General features: G+C 39.9%; 13 protein-coding genes. 10 read left to right on the forward strand and 3 right to left on the reverse strand.

What is annotated here, in order from left to right; all coding sequences use genetic code 11:
- Positions 1 to 48 precede the first annotated feature (48 nt).
- Positions 49 to 486: a hypothetical protein gene (locus ABD009_RS06185; protein WP_343823622.1), complete on the forward strand. Its 438-nt coding sequence runs from the start codon at positions 49 to 51 to the stop codon at positions 484 to 486.
- A 10-nt stretch (positions 487 to 496) separates the two neighbouring features.
- Here the strand turns inward: ABD009_RS06185 and ABD009_RS06190 are convergent, their stop codons facing one another.
- Positions 497 to 2020 carry a bifunctional GNAT family N-acetyltransferase/carbon-nitrogen hydrolase family protein gene (locus tag ABD009_RS06190; RefSeq protein ID WP_155695894.1) on the reverse strand — a complete coding sequence of 508 codons (1524 nt, stop codon included), beginning with the start codon at positions 2018 to 2020 and terminating at the stop codon, positions 497 to 499.
- A gap of 269 nt (positions 2021 to 2289) precedes the next feature.
- On the opposite strand from ABD009_RS06190, the gene ABD009_RS06195 reads away from it, so the two are divergent.
- From ABD009_RS06195 to ABD009_RS06215, 5 genes are all read left to right on the forward strand, one after another.
- Positions 2290 to 3738, forward strand: coding sequence for a nidogen-like domain-containing protein (locus ABD009_RS06195; RefSeq protein ID WP_343823624.1), 1449 nt, complete (start codon positions 2290 to 2292; stop codon positions 3736 to 3738).
- A 171-nt stretch (positions 3739 to 3909) separates the two neighbouring features.
- Positions 3910 to 5580 carry a dipeptidyl-peptidase 3 family protein gene (locus ABD009_RS06200; RefSeq protein ID WP_343823626.1) on the forward strand — a complete coding sequence of 557 codons (1671 nt, stop codon included), beginning with the start codon at positions 3910 to 3912 and terminating at the stop codon, positions 5578 to 5580.
- A 296-nt stretch (positions 5581 to 5876) separates the two neighbouring features.
- Positions 5877 to 7229, forward strand: a complete 1353-nt coding sequence (locus tag ABD009_RS06205) for a nidogen-like domain-containing protein (RefSeq protein WP_343823628.1) — start codon at positions 5877 to 5879, stop codon at positions 7227 to 7229.
- Between the two features lie 103 nt (positions 7230 to 7332).
- A complete protein-coding gene (locus ABD009_RS06210) occupies positions 7333 to 7827 on the forward strand; it encodes an invasion associated locus B family protein (protein ID WP_343823630.1) in 495 nt (164 codons plus the stop codon).
- 106 nt (positions 7828 to 7933) lie between these two features.
- The gene (locus tag ABD009_RS06215; RefSeq protein ID WP_343823632.1) at positions 7934 to 9475 is read left to right on the forward strand and encodes an AbgT family transporter; all 1542 of its coding nucleotides are present in this window, start codon (positions 7934 to 7936) and stop codon (positions 9473 to 9475) included.
- A gap of 96 nt (positions 9476 to 9571) precedes the next feature.
- On the opposite strand, the gene ABD009_RS06220 is transcribed toward ABD009_RS06215, so the two are convergent.
- Positions 9572 to 11803, reverse strand: coding sequence for a TonB-dependent receptor (locus ABD009_RS06220; RefSeq protein WP_343823634.1), 2232 nt, complete (start codon positions 11801 to 11803; stop codon positions 9572 to 9574).
- Positions 11804 to 12035: 232 nt separating this feature from the next.
- On the opposite strand from ABD009_RS06220, the gene ABD009_RS06225 reads away from it, so the two are divergent.
- Positions 12036 to 13328: a metal-dependent hydrolase family protein gene (locus ABD009_RS06225; protein ID WP_343823636.1), complete on the forward strand. Its 1293-nt coding sequence runs from the start codon at positions 12036 to 12038 to the stop codon at positions 13326 to 13328.
- A gap of 25 nt (positions 13329 to 13353) precedes the next feature.
- On the opposite strand, the gene ABD009_RS06230 is transcribed toward ABD009_RS06225, so the two are convergent.
- Complete coding sequence (locus ABD009_RS06230; protein WP_343823638.1) at positions 13354 to 13890, reverse strand: heme NO-binding domain-containing protein; 537 nt, start codon at positions 13888 to 13890, stop codon at positions 13354 to 13356.
- A 138-nt stretch (positions 13891 to 14028) separates the two neighbouring features.
- Here ABD009_RS06230 and gmk point away from each other — a divergent pair, with 138 nt between their 5' ends.
- From gmk to spoT, 3 genes are all read left to right on the forward strand, one after another.
- A complete protein-coding gene (gene gmk, locus ABD009_RS06235; RefSeq protein ID WP_155695905.1) occupies positions 14029 to 14646 on the forward strand; it encodes a guanylate kinase in 618 nt (205 codons plus the stop codon).
- Positions 14647 to 14700: 54 nt separating this feature from the next.
- Positions 14701 to 14973, forward strand: a complete 273-nt coding sequence (gene rpoZ / locus ABD009_RS06240) for a DNA-directed RNA polymerase subunit omega (RefSeq protein ID WP_155695906.1) — start codon at positions 14701 to 14703, stop codon at positions 14971 to 14973.
- 118 nt (positions 14974 to 15091) lie between these two features.
- Positions 15092 to 17185 (forward strand): bifunctional GTP diphosphokinase/guanosine-3',5'-bis pyrophosphate 3'-pyrophosphohydrolase, encoded by a 2094-nt coding sequence (gene spoT, locus ABD009_RS06245; protein ID WP_343823642.1) that lies wholly within the window; start codon positions 15092 to 15094, stop codon positions 17183 to 17185.
- The last annotated feature ends 14 nt before the right edge of the window (positions 17186 to 17199 follow it).

Below are 17199 nucleotides of genomic sequence, written 5' to 3' on the forward strand. Positions count from 1 at the left end.
TACTAATTATTCCCGTTTACAATTCAAGCATAATAACGAGGTTAAAATATGAATAAACACACCAAAATGGCGTTATACGTGGCTCCAATCTTAATATTAGGCGGGTATATATTGTCTGACATGTGGGTGGAAAACCAAGCGGCTAAAGACAAAGTTATTGTATTGCAGCAACAAGGCCCTTGCGATGTGATTGAGCAAATGTGCATATTAGAGTCAGGCGACTTACAGCTAAATGTGTACGACAAAAACGGCGAAACTTATGTAAATTCAACCTTTGCGTTAGATTCCGCTACGTTATTTACCGTTGACGACAATAATGTAGTGACCGAGTACCCTCTTCTACAAGACAACAATGCGTTTTACTGGAAGCATAAAACTACCTTGAACCAGCAACTTACTAAAGCGGGCGACACACAAAAACTGCGCGTTATTGCAGAGATTAAAGGTGGCAAATACATCAGCGAATTCACCACCAAAAAAAGTTAAGTTAACTAGGCTATTTAACCAGCTCCACTTTGTACAAGTCTTCGCGTCTGTCTTTGAGGTTCCGAACTGTACCTTCGCTATGAAGAATTTTTAATTTATCCATATCTAAGTCGCTGAACAGTAACATCTCAGTATTTGGCGTTGCTTCGTTTAGCGTCGCATCGTGCGGGAATGAAAAGTCTGAAGGGGTTAATACCGCTGACTGCGAATACTGAACATCTAAACTTTCCACTTCAGGTAAATTACCCACTGAGCCTGCAATCACTACATAACACTCATTTTCGATGGCTCGAGCTTGAGCGCAATGTCTAACTCTAAGGTAACTGTTTTTGGTGTCTGTCCAAAATGGTACAAACAGAATATCTAGGCCTTGTTTGGCTAATATTCGCGACAACTCCGGAAATTCAACGTCATAACAAATTTGTATTCCTACTCGTCCTGCATCCGTTTCAAATACTGCGATTTTATCGCCACCTTGGATAACCCAGTCGTTTTGTTCATGCGGTGTTATATGAATTTTTCGTTGCTCGTCTATTTTTCCGCTGCGATGACAGAGGTAACTGACATTATAAATTTTGTCGTCTTCGGCCAGTGGCATTGAACCGGTAATTATATTAGCGTTATATTCTACGGCCATGCGCGACATAGCGTTTTTAAAGGTTTCGGTAAACTCAGCTAAATACCGAATCGCTTCTGTTTGGTTGCTTTGTTCCGTAAGGCCCATTAGTGGCGCATTAAAAAACTCTGGAAACAAGATAAAGTCGCTTTGGTAGTCAGAAACCGTATCTACAAAGTACTCAACTTGTTTGAGCAATTCTTCTACTGATTCTACGCAACGCATTTGCCATTGCACCGCACCCACTCGCACAATAGATTTTGTAGATTCTATTACGGTATCGGTAGGTTCAAACATGATGTTGTTCCACTCTAATAAAGTAGCATAACCAACAGAGCCTTGATCTTCAGGTAGATATTTTTTTAATAGTCGTTTTACTTGGAAGTCGTTTGATAATTGAAAGCTTAAGATAGGGTCGTACAACTCTTTATGATCGACTTTTTCAATATATTCCGTTGGTGACATTTCACTGCTGTAATTGTGATACAGCGGAATTCGACCACCCGCTAAAATAGCCCTCAAGTTGTACTGTCTACACAGCTCTTTTCTTGCATCATATAAGCGTCGTCCTAACCTCATTCCTCGGTGAGTTGGCGATATCACTACATCTAATCCGTACAGCGCGTCTCCTTCTTCGTCAGAAAAAACACGGTCATGACCATCAACAATATCTTCGTAAGTGTGCGGATTGGAAAAGCGCGCATAGTCAACTTGAACGCTGAGCGCGATGCCCACTAATACGCCATCATCAACAATGCCAATTTGCCCTTCTGGGAACTGATCTATCAATCTAAAAATAGTATGTGACGGCCATGCACCTCCAAGGTCTGGATAAGCACGATCCATTAAAGTCTTAATTTCTGGATATTGACCTTTGGTAAGGTTACAGATCTCTAAATGCGTTTTCTCTGCCGCCATCATAGCTCCAATTAAAAAATTTTATCGATTGCTCAAATAGTAGAACAACTTTCTTTAGACCCTTAAATAAAACTCAGATCTTTCAAATATATATGGAGATATTATTGAAGAAATAAAGGTCTTAAATGTGTCCAATATTTTTACACATAAATCTGTTTGTTTTTAACACACCAGTGTAGTCAAGGGATTGCCATTTGGCGCTGATATTGCTTATCGAAGTGTAACTTTAAAGATAAATAGTTATTTGTACAAACAAGGACATAATAATAATGAAAATGTTAAAAACACTACTAACCACAGTAGTAGTATTTTTTGTTTTATCACTGCAAGTTAAAGCGGATGTAATTTTAACTGGTATGGGTGGTGAAAATGGACTCGGTGAAGTAGCTACACCGATGGTTGACGATGGTTCTAGTAATGAGTTGAACTTACCGTTTTTTGTTAACTTTTTTGGTGAAACTTATGAGTCGTTTTTTGTAAATACAAACGGAAACTTAAGTTTTGTTGGCGGATTCGATGACTTTGAAGGGTCTTCTTTTGACCAAGCAACTCTTCCTATAATTGCGCCATTCTGGGGCGATGTGGACATCACCTGCGGTGATGAGTTTTCAGAAAGTGATAGCTCTTCAACTGGCGAATGTGGAAACATATACATAGGTGCTCCGGCTGAAGGTGTTGTAGCGGTTACTTGGCACGAAGTTGCTGAATACGGTAACTCTGAGTCAGGTGAGCGAAATACTTTCCAAGCAGTTTTGATTGATCGTTCAGCCGATACTGGTACAGCGGGTGACTTTGACCTAGAGTTTCGTTATGAAACTTTAGATTGGGATGATCGTGCACAAGCAGGATTTGGCGCTGGTAACGGTTTCATTGACGACTGTCCAGACGGCGATTGTGAATGTCCAGGCGGTGACTGCGAAGAGTGTCCTGTAGAAGTATGTGGGCCGCCTAATTTTCCACAGAGCACTCAATTACCTCAAGCAACAGAAGTTACGCAAGTAGAAACTAGGTCAGAGCAAGCACCTATTTTAGAGGAAACGCCTGTATTAGAGGAAACGCCTGTTCTTGAAGAAGAGGAAACGCCAACTTCATATTCTTTGCCGGGTTCATTGACGGTTGACGTAGTTGATTTAGCAAATACATCAAATACTGGCGAAGAAGGTATTTGGAGCTTTTCATTCCGTGACGGTCAGTTCTTAGAGCCGGGCGTAACTCCTGAAAATCCAATTATGCCAATTTCTGAAGGTGAAGATGGTTGGGCATTTGACTTTGATGTTGATTTTGACGAAATCGTATTTATCGACCCTGACGTTGCCGTTGGTTACGACTACTTTGTTGATAGCGGCTCTAACTTTGCGTCAGTTATTTTACCTGACGGTTTTAATGCTAACTACGAGCTTTGGTTAATGGGTGCAAACGGCTGGGAATTTTCTCAGTTCTTAGATGCAAACTTCCGCCACTTCTTTGGACCTGATGGTGTTTCTCAATTCCGTATTTTAGGTATTGATACGTCAAATATGGTTGACCCTACTGACCCTAATGCGTTTGTTACTGGTCTATCATTCGTTGATGCTGGTAATCAACAAGTTCGCCAAGTAGCTCTTACTGAGTTTGTTCCTGATGCTACCAATGTTGATGAGCCTAACCCACTAATGCTGTTATTGGTTGGTTGTGGTTTTATTGCATTACAACGCAAAAGAAAACTAAAAGCAGCGTAATTTAACGTTATTAACAGAAAAGGAACTTCGGTTCCTTTTTTTATGCCTGAAATATAAGCGGTTCCACAATTTGCTTAATGAAAATAATGCAAACTCTCACTATAAATGCTAAAAACACCTCACTGACTTTACTTCGTCAAACAACAAAAATTACCTACCGAAGGGGCTCACATGAAATTTAAATTAAAGCACTTTGCATTAACGGCCATTGCCGCTAGCTTTTTAGTTGCTTGTTCTAAAGCACCAGAACAAAAAACCGATGCGTTAGGCTCGCCATTAACTGTTGAATACATTGGCGAAAAATCACGACTAGATATTTATCATCCGGTTGAATTAACTGCCGACTTAAGCCACTTGAGCAAAAAGCAGCAAGAAATGCTAGGCGTTCTAATTGACGCATCTGAAATTATGGATGACTTATTTTGGATGCAGGCATTTGGTGAAGATAAAGCCTCGTTTTTAGACAAAATTAAAGATCCAAAGGTTCGTGCCTTTGCTCAAATTAACTATGGGCCTTGGGACAGACTAAACGGCGACAAGCCATTTTTATCGGGTTACGCTGAAAAATTCCCTGGAGCTGAGTTTTACCCTGCGGATATGAGCAAAGCTGAATTTGAAAAGCTTAAGTTAGCCGACAAAGATGGTTTATATTCAATTATTGAGCGCAACAAAAAAGGTAAGCTTGAAATTGCTCCTTATCATCAAGAGTATCAAGGTGAAATGCGTCGCGCGGCTTCGTTGTTAATAACAGCAGCTTCTTATGCAGAAGATGAAGAATTCAAAAATTACCTAACCATGCGTGCAGAAGCGCTTGTTACTGACGAGTATCAAGCTTCAGATTTTGCTTGGATGGATATGAAGAACAACCCAATTGATGTTGTCATTGGCCCTATTGAAACTTATGAAGATCAGCTGTTTGGTTATCGTGCCGCATTTGAATCTTATGTTCTTGTTAAAGACATGAGCTGGAGCGAGCGATTAGCAAAATACGCAGCTTACTTACCAGAATTACAGCAAGGTTTACCTGTACCTGCCAAATACAAAGCTGAAACGCCAGGATCTGATGCAGACTTAAACGCCTATGACGTTATTTATTACGCGGGCCATTCAAATGCCGGCAGTAAAACAATTGCGATTAACTTACCAAATGATGAAGAAGTTCAGCTTAAAAAAGGCACCCGTCGCCTGCAGTTGAAAAATGCTATGCAAGCTAAGTTTGATCACATATTAGTACCTATTGCAGAGCAACTGATTGTTCCTGAACAACGTAAAAACATAACGTTTACGGCGTTTTTTGCAAATACCATGTTCCATGAAGTTGCCCACGGATTAGGCATCAAACAAGTTATTGGTACAGGTCAAACTGTACGTGGCGCGTTAAAAGAACATGCTTCAGCACTTGAAGAAGGCAAAGCAGACATTTTAGGTTTGTACATGATTCGTCAATTACTTGAAAAAGGCGCTATTGATGAGGGAACACTTGAAGATTATTACACTACCTTCATGGCGGGCATTTTCCGTTCAGTTCGTTTTGGTGCGAGTTCAGCTCACGGTAAAGCAAACATGGTTCGTTTTAACTACTTTAAAGAACAAGGCGCATTCAGCCGTGACGAACAAGGCTTTTACAGCGTAGACATTGAAAAAATGAAAACGGCAATTGACGGCTTATCTAATATTATCTTAAAGCTACAAGGTGATGGCGATTATGACGGTGTTGCGAAATTAGTAGCCGAAAAAGGACTAATTAACGCAGACCTTCAGGCTGATTTAGCTAAATTGACTAAAGCCAACATCCCTGTGGATATTACCTTCAAACAAGGCAAGCAAGTATTAGGGCTTTAATCACCCAAATCTAATTAGTTTACCTATTTTCTAAGCCTTCCTCGGAAGGCTTTTTTATTGTCTAAAACTCGTTCTGTTTAAAACCTTTACAACTTGAACAAAAAACAAACAGCAAGTGTCTGAAATATTTACACTTTTATTTGTCATGCTTCTTTTGAACAAAAAAAGCATGACCAAACCACATTAAAAACAACAACTTACAATCAAATCCTGATCCTTAATATCTGTGGCCTAAAATTTGCTCAGGTGATACCAGACAAATTCAAACAATCACATTTACTAAAGGGATTTTCATAATGAAAAAACAATCGCTTTCCTTACTTGCAGGTTTAATTATTGGTGCCTCGCCAATGTTAGCAACTGCTGATCCTATTCTTACAGGTTTTAACCACGTAGGTTTAGATGCCAATATTTCTGAAGACTTTGGCAGCGAAGTTCATGGTCCATATGGCGGTTATGCTTATACGCACCAATTTCTAGGTAACTATTTGATGAATGGCACTGAATACAGCCATTTTAATATTGGTGTAAATGGATCAGTTGGTTTAATAGAAGCAAGCAATGGGTTTGGTTGGGGTGTTGCAAATTTTGATGCTGCGTTTACACCTTTTTTAAGTTCAATTGATACATTCTGTAATGATTGCGGCTCTATTTATATGGGCATGAGCGATGACAGAACTACAACAGCTATAACTTGGTCTAACGTAGCTCAAGCTATGGGTGACAGCGATGCCAGAAACACTTTTCAAATGGTTGTTATAGATCGTAGCGGTATGCCAATACCGGGCAACTCGGGTGGATTGGGCGGTATAGGTCCACAGGACCTACCTTTAGTATCGGATTTTGATGTTGAATTCAGATATGGTGAGCTTTCTTGGAATGGTTTAAATGGCGGCGCTGGCGATACAGTTGCATTTGCGGGTATTGTGCCTGATGCTAATGATATTTCTAGTATCGTTCACTTACCAGGCTCAGGTACACCAGATGTAAATGAGTTAGCTAATACTACAAATGTTGAAGGCGGAGAAGCTGGCGTTTGGCGTTTTGAATATCGCAACGGTGAACTTCAAGATCCTGGTTTTAGTGCACCAACTCCAACTGGTAGTACAGGTACTGGTACCGCTGATGACCCATTTATGCCAATTGAAAACGACTCGGATCTTCCTGGTTGGGCGTTTGAAATAATCGTAGGTCCAGAAGAAGTTGTATTTATAGACCCTGAAGTGGCTATTGGTTATGACTACTATGTAGACAATGGTGAAAACTTTGCGTCAGTTATTTTACCGACTGGTTTTGACGATAACTTATTTGATCTATGGTTATTAGATGCAAATGGAGACTGGATACGTCAAGGCGACCTATTAACTGGTGGCGTTGAATACTTCTTTGGTCCGGATGGTGTATCTGCGTTTAGAATCATGGGTATTGATATTACTGGTATGCTTGATCCTACTGACCCAACTGCTTTTGTAACGGGTGTTTCATTTGTTGATAATGGCTCAGGCCAACCTCAACAACAATCTATTCGCCAAGTAGCAATTGCACAAGAAGTTAACGATGTAAGCGAACCAAACGGTTTAGCTTTAATGCTATTAGCATTAGGTGGAATTGTTGCGATGTCACGTCGTAAAAAGAAATGCATCGCATAAGCTACATATAGTTTATTTCGCCAAGTAATTCCTTATGAGTTACTTGGTTGCGAGACTAAATTGAAGTATAAAGGGGCTTGTCCCCTTTTTTAATGGATTAAATATGAAGTACACATTCATCACTCCCCTACTTATCGCTATTCTAAGCTTTAGCAACTTTGCATTTGCAAGCAACCAAGCAAACGATTCTCAACCACGTGGGTTCGGAAATTGGCAGTTAATTTGTGATAAAAAGCCTTGTTTCATTAATCAGTCTTTAATTGCATCAAATGGCAAAAAATCTGGCATTGTTGGATCTTTAAATATTACTCGCATTCAAAATGACAGAACCATGTTAACTATTAAGTTAAGTAAAAATGCCCTTCAGAGCGCAGGTATTGGAATAAAGGTTGATAATAATAAAGACACCCGAGTAAAAATATTGGGTTGTGACGCAAGAGTTTGTCAAACCAACGTTTTAGTTGATGAGCAATTGCAGTCTGAGTTTGAAAGTGGCAGAGCGCTACGCATTGTTTATTTTGACAACAACACCAAAAAGCAAGTCACCTTACCTTTTACCCTTAATGGATACTCAGAAGCCTTTAAGGCGATGAATTAGTCTAGTATTTTTAATTCCTGTAATAAATTTGTTCAAAGTTCTGTAATTTTTGATTAAATTATCGTAGCTTGTTTTTTGGACATAACAATTACAATAAGGTTTTAAAATGGACAACGCATCAACTTCGGTAATGCAGCGAATTTTAAATAAAGTAGAGATCTGGGGTAATAAATTACCAGATCCCGCTGCATTATTTATCTCTTTACTGGCAATAGTTTGGGTTTTATCTTGGGCGCTTTCGGGAATCGATTTTAACGTAATAGACCCTCGCTCTGGCCAAGATCTGGTTATCAATAATCAGCTTGCTGGGGATGCAATGACCCAGTTTTTCTCTTCTATCGTGACCAACTTTTCACACTTCCATCCCGTTGGCGTTGTATTAGTAGCAATGCTAGGTATAGGCGTTGCTGAATACTCTGGATTTATCAATGCTGGCTTAAGAGCTTTATTGTCAGTCACAGCTAAATGGCTTTTAACGCCAATGATTATTCTTATTGGTATAGTTAGTCACTCCGCCGTGGATGCTGGTTATGTATTAGTAATACCTCTTGGTGGTGTTATCTTTTATGCGGCAGGCCGTCACCCATTAGCTGGTATTGCAGCTGCATTTGCCGGTGTATCCGGTGGCTTTTCTGCTAACTTTGTTCCTTCTGCTTTAGACCCAATGTTGCAAGGTATATCGCAGGCCGGCGCTCAGTTATTGGATCCTACAATTACGTTAAACCCATTAAATAATTACTTCTTCACTACTGTCTCCTCTATTTTAATTACCGGTTTAGGTTGGTTTATAACCGATAAAATCGTGGAGCCTAAGCTGCAAGCAAATAAGTTAGACGGTGACCTATCTGATTTACCTACTATGGATCCTCTTACGGACAAAGAACGCAAAGCATTACGTTTTGCACTAGCGTCTATTGTTGCTAGTTTTGTGGTGCTTTTGGTTACAGCGTCTTATGAGACATCTCCATGGCGAGCAGAAGATGGTTCATTAACCTCTTTCACTGCACCTTTAATGAAGTCAATTGTGCCATTAATATTCCTATTGTTTTTAATACCGGGCTTAGTCTACGGCGTGGCTATTGGTAGCATCAAAAACAGTAAACAGTTTATTGAGGGGATGAGTAAAGCAATGTCTGGCATGGGCTATTATTTGGTCATCATGTTTTTTATTGCACAGTTTATTTATGCTTTTGGGCAATCTAACTTAGGTATATTACTAGCGGTCAAAGGCGCTGGATTCTTAAAAGCGCTTGCGTTACCTGGTGGCGTAACCATTGCGGGCATTATTTTCCTAACCGGATTTATTAACTTATTTGTTGGTTCAGCATCGGCAAAGTGGGCTCTGTTAGCGCCTATATTTATACCAATGTTAATGCAGTTAGGTATTTCGCCAGATTTAGCACAGGCGGCTTATCGTATTGGCGACTCGAGTACTAATATCATTACTCCTTTAATGCCGTACTTCCCATTAGTGGTGGTATTTTGCCAACGCTATGTTAAAAATGCCGGAATAGGTACGCTAACCGCCATGATGTTACCGTTCTCTGTTTGTTTCTTAATTGCATGGACACTGTTTTTGTTAGCTTATTGGGGGTTAGATATTCCACTGGGTATCCAAGCTAGCTACGACTATGCGCCAAGCAAATAAACAAGGCCTATAGTTTAATCCGTTAACTATATAAATATTAGGTGCTTTTCAATTCTTGATTAGCACCTTTTTTTTACTCTCTAACTTCCTTTAAAGTTAAAACTTATAGCGCATGGAAAAAGTCATATTCCTAGGCTCTAATGATGGCGTACCTGGAGTTTCATTGCCCTTACCTCTTGCTCGGATAGGATAGAGCTTGTCTTCATCCCAAACATTATTGATGGCAAAAACGAAATTTAGGTTTTTATTGTAGGCCCACTTTGCAGAAAGGTTTCCCCAATCTAATCCAGACTCTTTTGAATTAGTCCAAGGCGCCCACCAGCTGCTCAGAATGACATGCTGATAAGATAAACTCACCTCGTCACTTGCTCGCCAAAATCCTTGATACCGGAAAATACCTTCAGGTAAGCCATTAGCTTTTAAATTGTTTTCTGATCCTGCAACCGGTGACTTCATTCCTAACTCAAACCCATCGGCACTAACAACGTCGTGTGTGCTATAGGATATTTGATGCCGCCAATTATTTCGCTTCCAGTTAGCTAATGCTTCTAGCCCTCTAATCTTAAGTACCCCAGGTTGATTCGCATAATAAAAAACGCCTCCCCAATTACCAACAAAATCAGAGCCAATAGCTGCACCGGGTGTGCCATTACGAGTTGATAAGGTGAGTATGTAATTGTTGATTTCATTGGAAAAGGCAGTGACTTCATAACTTAGGTATTTATCTACCACCCCTTTAACTGAAAATTCAAAACTACGAATTGTTTCAGCACGTGGTGACTCCGCATTGGTCACCGCTAGCCCAGTAGTAGAAGATGTCATGCCGGAGCTTTCTAAATACATCAGGTTATTTTCAGATAATAAACCATCGCCTAAAAAGCCACCCGTGTAGTGAACCCCGGGCGGACCGTTAAAACCTCGTTGATAAGTAAGGCGGTATACATTGCTGCTAGGATCACGTTGATATGTCAAACTCATTCGAGGCGTAAATTGCTTACCCCAGTTGTGGTTATAGTCATTTCGAAAACTAAGGTTCGCCTGCCACGATGAAGACCAAATAGCATTTATTTCGCCTAGTATGGCTTTATTGGTGTAGCTACTAGGAAAGAGCCATGTGTTGGTTTTGTTCACATTGTCCGACAAGTCCGATGTTTTGTTAACAATAAAATTATCGCCTTGCCAATTTTTACTACCCGTTTTTATATGCTCCAGCTCAGCCGCCAATAACCAACTTATCCCTTGATTATTCTCCCGTGTATAGAGCCTAGCTTGAGCAAAAGTACGTTGTTCATTAGCCCCTGCCGTTGTTTGCCCGGAATACCGGTCGTATAGTGCATAATCATCATTTTGAAAATTTGCTAATAACTTTATCGTGAGTTCATTATTTAATGGATAATAAATATCGCCCGCAATAATAGACAAGCGTTGCTCAACTTGGTCTCTATCTTTGGTCCAGTTGTACAAGTCTCTTTTTTGTTGATGGTGCTGAAACCAAAGGGTCCAGTCAAAATCAGATACCCTAGCTAGCATTCTAATTGACTCAGCATTGTTCAACTTTGTGCCTCGATCTGCCGCAACTGAAGGGTGTGAAGAGTCACCTTCCATAACCTCATTTGCCCAACCATTGTGCGGTAACGAAAAACCGTCTAGCGCTTGTGCGGAACCAATAAATTGATAATTAAGGCCATTGTGTTTTAGGCCTGTCATGCCGCTAACTGATTGCCATCCTGCCTCTCCAGCCGCAATGTTTACTTCACTTTCTTCCACTAGCTTGGTGATAACATTAATTACGCCCATTTGTGCGCCCTGACCAAGAGTGACACTGCCTGGACCACGAATAACTTCAATTCGCTCTATATAATCCAAACCAATCCCGTTTAATACACTATCCGCAGGGCCCCAAAACCAGTCAGCATTTATTCTCACACCATCAATGAGTAACAGAACCTTACTGTTGTTGTCAGGCGCGAGACCTCTAAATGAAGCGATAGTGTCGTCTTTGTCTTCTGCTTTAAAATACCCAGGTACATAAATATTAAGAAGGTCACTTAAGGACCGTCCATTCACTAATTCAATATCACTTTGGCTAATAATGGTGACTGAGGATGGTACAAAGTTTTGCCTCGATTCTGTGCCAGCACTTACGCTTACTTTAATGTTCAATAGCTCTTCTAAACTCATTTCAAAATAGTCTATTTTGTCTGCTGCAACTTGCGCTTTGCTTGGCTCGGCTTTAACGACTAAAGAAATGGAAAACAAACATAGTAAAAATGTCACAGACAATATTATTAAAACAGTTTTTAATGAGAGGCGAACGGTTTTTATCATAAAGTTTCGCTAAAAGAATACGTTAACTTTAATAGTAGGAAATGATTGCCGTTTTACAAATTTCAATATCGGTACAGCGGCTCGACCAGTATTAGTTCATTGATATTTATACAAATTCCACACACAGAAAATGTTCTTTTTTTGGACAGCCGAGTCTGCTAGATTACATCTAATTATAACTCGTTGGTTATCAGCTCTTTTATGGGCGTTAGTCTAAAAATAAGGACATATCATGAGAATTTCGCAGACCGTTTGTTTATTGGCTTTCGCCTTGGTTACAGAAAATGTAGCCGCTGATACATTGATACATGCTGGACGCTTAATTAAAGCGAACAATTCCAATGTCAAAACAGAAGTCACGGTAGTCATTGATGGCAATAAAATAAAAGCCATTGAAAGCGGTTATAAAACGCCGTCAAACGCAGACACCGTCATTGATTTAAAAGACTACACCGTCATGCCAGGTTTAATGGACATGCACACTCACATTAGCTCTCAGCATAATGGATTAGCAAGCTATCTTGAAGGTTTTAAACTTAATGAAGCTGACTATGCATTAAAAGGTGTGGTTTACGCTCAAAAGACTCTAGATGCTGGCTTCACAACTGTTAGAAATTTAGGCGATAGTTACAACGTGACTGTGGCGCTAAAAAAAGCCGTAAATAGTGGAATGATTAACGGACCGAGAATTTACACTGCAGCAAAATCTATTGCCACTACTGGCGGACACGCTGATCCTACCAATGGTCGAGCGATGAGTATTACCGGAGATCCAGGCCCTAAAGAAGGCGTGATCAATGGCATTGCAGAAGCACGAAAAGCCGTAAGACAACGTTACAAAGATGGTGCTGACTTAATAAAAATTACCGCAACAGGCGGTGTACTTAGTGTAGCAAAAAGCGGTCAGAACCCACAGTTTATGACCGATGAACTTGAAGCCATTGTTGAAACAGCAAAAGATTATGGCATGACGGTTGCCGTTCATGCGCACGGTAAAGAAGGCATGAAGCGCGCCATTGAAGCTGGTGTAGATTCTATTGAACATGGCACATTCATGGACGATGAAATATTTAAATTAATGAAAAAGCATAATACCTACTATGTGCCAACGGTAATGGCTGGAAATTGGGTCGCAGAAAAGGCAAAAATTGACGGCTTTTTTCCTGCGCTAGTAAGACCTAAAGCGGCGGCAATAGGACCACTCATTGAAAAAACATTTGGCCGGGCTTATTTAGCTGGCGTTAACATTGCGTTTGGTACTGACTCCGGCGTTTCAGCTCACGGCGATAATGGTTTGGAATTTGAGCTTATGGTTAGAGCAGGCATGAAGCCTATTGATGCAATTAGAAGCGCGACGTTTCATGGTGCTAAACTTCTCAACATCCTTGACGAGGTAGGCACTATTGAAAAGAATAAACTTGCTGATATTGTGGCCGTCAAAGGCAACCCGCTTAAAAATATAGCACTAATGAGAAACGTCAACTTTGTAATGAAAGACGGCAAGGTTTATAAATTTAATCAATAAAACCATCCGTCATGCTATTGAGAGGTTAGGAAAGCTTTCTAACCTCTATAATACTCGTGCCAGTGTCTTCACTTGATATGACAATTTCCACCTCTTCGTTAAAGTAAGTGGCCCCACCAATAATTAGTCCCTTTGCTAGTGGTTCTAAGCTATTTTCTGAGATATACCTCATTTTTATATGAGTTGGTGATTCTTCAATTGTCTTGAAGTCTGGTAATTGAGCGTCAGGGTAAAGCTTTTGGACTTCCACGTGAATGTTTGAGTCTAGAATCGACAACACTTCTATCACCGATTTTTTTCCTCGCACAGCCTGGGGATGATACTCAGCTAATTTAAGAAATAAATAGACGCCAAAGCTCTCGACTAATTCACCCACAGGAATGCCAGTATGAGCAGAGAGTGTCGTAACAATAGCGACAACTTCACCCGGAGAATAAAAGCCAACTGAGGTATAAATTGCTTTAGACTCTAGGTTTGCTTCTTCGAGTACTGTTTCTGTTAACTCTAAACCTACCTCTTGTTCCATCATTTCAATTAAATTAGTGAAAATAACGCCTAACATATAATTCCTCCGCTCTAAGTATTTATGAGTGTAGACGAAATAAAATTAAAACATTAATCGAGCGTGTCAGATTATTGATGTGTTAAACTATGCTTAATTAGAAAAACATCATTCAAAAAAGTTGAAGTAGCGAACACTATGCAAGGTAATTTATTTGTTGTTTCGTCACCAAGTGGTGCCGGAAAGTCCAGTTTAATTTCAGCGTTATTAGAACGTCATAACGATATGAAAGTATCGGTGTCACACACCACTCGCCAGCCTAGACCGGGCGAAGAAAATGAAGTTCATTATCACTTTACGAACGTTGAAGCCTTTAAAGATTTAATATCAAAAGACGGCTTTTATGAATGGGCAGAAGTGTTTGGTAATTATTACGGCACTTCTAAACAGGCGATTCAGGATCAGCTAGATCAAGGCATTGATGTATTTTTAGATATCGACTGGCAAGGTGCGCAACAAATGCGTGAAATTCGCCCGGACATCATTACTCTATTTATTTTGCCTCCTTCTAGAGAAGAATTAGAAAGTCGTTTGAACAAACGTGGCCAAGACAGTGCCGAAGTTATTGCTAAACGCATGTCACAGGCACAAAGTGAAATGTCTCACTATAATGAATATGACTTTTTGTTAATTAATGATGATTTTGAAGAAACACTTAATAACTTTGAAAAAATAGTGCTAACTCATCGCTTAAAAACAAAGAATCAGTACAGTAAAAACAGTCAACTGCTCACTCAGCTATTGGCTAAAAGCTAACCTTGGTGTAATATTACGCCCCTTAATATTTTTTTGCCTCATTGGAGATACTGAATGGCTCGCGTAACTGTTGAAGACGCTGTTGAAAAAGTAGGAAATCGTTTTGATTTAATTTTGGTTGCTGCTCGTCGTGCACGTCAATTAGCAACTCAAGGTAAAGAGCCTCTTGTTGACGCTGGCAATGATAAGCCAACTGTTACTGCACTTCGCGAAATTGAAGCTGGTTTAATCACCAACGACGTAATGGATCGCCAAGATAACGAAGCTGAAACAGTTCGTGAAGCAGAAGAAATGGCAGCCGTTGCTGCAATCGTTGGTAACGAATAAGTAACAAACGAGCAATTTCTTTATAGCCAACATGTTTTTTTAACGTGTTGGCTTTCCTTCCTAATTTTCTTTAGTTTATACTCAATTCCTATCTAATCGTTTTTTACTGAGTCGTTCGGTGTATTTATTTGAAGGTTTAAAACAACAAATTTCGGCCTATTTGCCGCCAGAGCAAGTTGCTATTGTGCAACGTGCCTATGTAGTTGCGCGTGACGCCCATGATGGCCAAATGCGATCAAGTGGTGATCCTTATATTACTCACCCTGTCGCTGTGACTGTTTTACTTGCAAATATGAAGCTAGATCATGAAACATTATCTGCTGCTTTAATGCATGACGTTATTGAAGACACGCCTGTTTCTAAAAAAGATTTAGCCGATGAGTTTGGCGATACCATTGCTGACTTAGTTGAAGGTGTATCAAAACTCGATAAGCTTCACTTTAAAGACAAAAAAGAATTCCAAGCTGAAAACTTCCGCAAAATGGTTATGGCCATGACGCAGGATATTCGCGTTATTCTAATAAAGCTTGCTGACCGAACCCACAACATGCGAACACTTGGGGCTTTACGACCAGATAAGAAACGTCGTATTGCCAAAGAAACCTTAGAAATATACGCCCCAATTGCCAATCGACTTGGTATCCACGAATTTAAAAACGAACTAGAAAATTTAGGCTTTGAAGCGCTTTATCCAATGCGTTCTAGAGCCCTAGAAAATGCAGTAAAGCAAGCTCGTGGTAACCGTAAAGAAATCATTCATAACATCCAGTCAGAAATTGAAACTCGCCTAGCAGAAGTAGGTATTCCTGGTGATGTTAAAGGCCGTGAAAAGCACTTATTTAGTATCTACAGAAAAATGTTAAACAAAGAGCTAATGTTTAACGAAGTTATGGATATCTACGCCTTTAGAATAATGGTTGATGACATAGACACGTGTTATCGAGTGTTTGGCGTAATGCACAACCTTTACAAGCCAATTGAAACCAGATTTAAAGATTATATTGCTATTCCAAAATCGAATGGCTATCAGTCTCTGCATACGTCTCTTATTGGTCCTCATGGTATTCCAATTGAAATCCAAATTCGTACCAAAGAAATGGACGATTTGGCGGACAAAGGGATTGCAGCCCACTGGGCATACAAAGGTGCTGGCGATAAAACTGGTAACACGGCACAACAACGTGCACGTCAATGGATGCAAACCTTACTTGAGCTACAACAAAGTGCAGGTTCGTCATTTGAATTTATAGAAAACGTTAAAACGGAAATGTTCCCAGAAGAAATTTATGTATTTACCCCAGATGGAAAAATTCATGAATTACCAATGGGTGCAACACCTGTAGATTTTGCTTATTCAGTTCATACCGACGTTGGCAATACTTGTGTTGGTGCTAAGGTTGATCGCAAACCACACCCTTTAAGTCGACCATTAGATACAGGTCAGACGGTAGAAATTATTACTTCGCCTAATGTGAAGCCTAACGCCAACTGGCTAAACTTTGTGGTCACGGCCAAAGCCAGACTTGGTATTAGAAACTACCTAAAACATCAGCGTGCCAATGAGGCCATAAACCTTGGTCGTCGACTATTAAAGTCAGCATTAGGTGAAACACAAATTGAACAAGTAGAACCAGAAGATATGATTAAGCTTTTGGCCGATTTCAATTTAAATACCATTGAAGATCTATATAGGGAAATTGGCTTAGGTAACTTAATGGGATTGACCATAAGTAACCGCTTACTTAATTCTGATAAAGAGCATGCAGACAAAGTAGATCATACACCTATTGCAGGTGCAAAAGGTATGTTGGTTACTTATAGCAAGTGTTGTCACCCAATACCTGGTGATGAAATTGTTGCTCACGTTTCACAAGGTAAAGGCTTAACTATTCACAGAGAAGACTGTCCTAACTGTCGTAACTGGGAAAAAGACGCCGCTAAATTCTTTAAAGTTAAATGGGACGACGCTTCCGATAGAGAGTACGTAACTACTTTAAAAATAGAATTGATCAATCATCAAGGTGCACTTGCAAAAGTAACGCACTTAATCTCAAAGAGTAACTCCAACGTAGAACATATATTTACAGAAGAAAAAGAATCAAATATATATGCTATTACGGCTGATGTGACGGTTAAAAACCGAGTTCATTTAGCACGAGTTATAAAAAAATTAAGAACTATGCCGGACGTCCAACGGATAAGCCGCAAGTAGTTCAGTCAACAGGA

The sequence above is a fragment of the Psychrosphaera haliotis genome (assembly GCF_039523615.1).
GTDB classification, from domain to species: domain Bacteria; phylum Pseudomonadota; class Gammaproteobacteria; order Enterobacterales; family Alteromonadaceae; genus Psychrosphaera; species Psychrosphaera haliotis.

Coding starts and splice junctions, on each gene's coding strand:
- ABD009_RS06200 (WP_343823626.1), top strand. CDS start 3,910: ATGAAATTTAAATTAAAGCACTTTGCATTAACGGCCATTGCCGCTAGC.
- ABD009_RS06230 (WP_343823638.1), bottom strand. CDS start 13,890: ATGTTAGGCGTTATTTTCACTAATTTAATTGAAATGATGGAACAAGAG.
- ABD009_RS06185 (WP_343823622.1), top strand. CDS start 49: ATGAATAAACACACCAAAATGGCGTTATACGTGGCTCCAATCTTAATA.
- rpoZ (WP_155695906.1), top strand. CDS start 14,701: ATGGCTCGCGTAACTGTTGAAGACGCTGTTGAAAAAGTAGGAAATCGT.
- ABD009_RS06195 (WP_343823624.1), top strand. CDS start 2,290: ATGAAAATGTTAAAAACACTACTAACCACAGTAGTAGTATTTTTTGTT.
- ABD009_RS06190 (WP_155695894.1), bottom strand. CDS start 2,020: ATGGCGGCAGAGAAAACGCATTTAGAGATCTGTAACCTTACCAAAGGT.
- ABD009_RS06210 (WP_343823630.1), top strand. CDS start 7,333: ATGAAGTACACATTCATCACTCCCCTACTTATCGCTATTCTAAGCTTT.
- ABD009_RS06225 (WP_343823636.1), top strand. CDS start 12,036: ATGAGAATTTCGCAGACCGTTTGTTTATTGGCTTTCGCCTTGGTTACA.
- gmk (WP_155695905.1), top strand. CDS start 14,029: ATGCAAGGTAATTTATTTGTTGTTTCGTCACCAAGTGGTGCCGGAAAG.
- ABD009_RS06215 (WP_343823632.1), top strand. CDS start 7,934: ATGGACAACGCATCAACTTCGGTAATGCAGCGAATTTTAAATAAAGTA.
- ABD009_RS06220 (WP_343823634.1), bottom strand. CDS start 11,803: ATGATAAAAACCGTTCGCCTCTCATTAAAAACTGTTTTAATAATATTG.
- ABD009_RS06205 (WP_343823628.1), top strand. CDS start 5,877: ATGAAAAAACAATCGCTTTCCTTACTTGCAGGTTTAATTATTGGTGCC.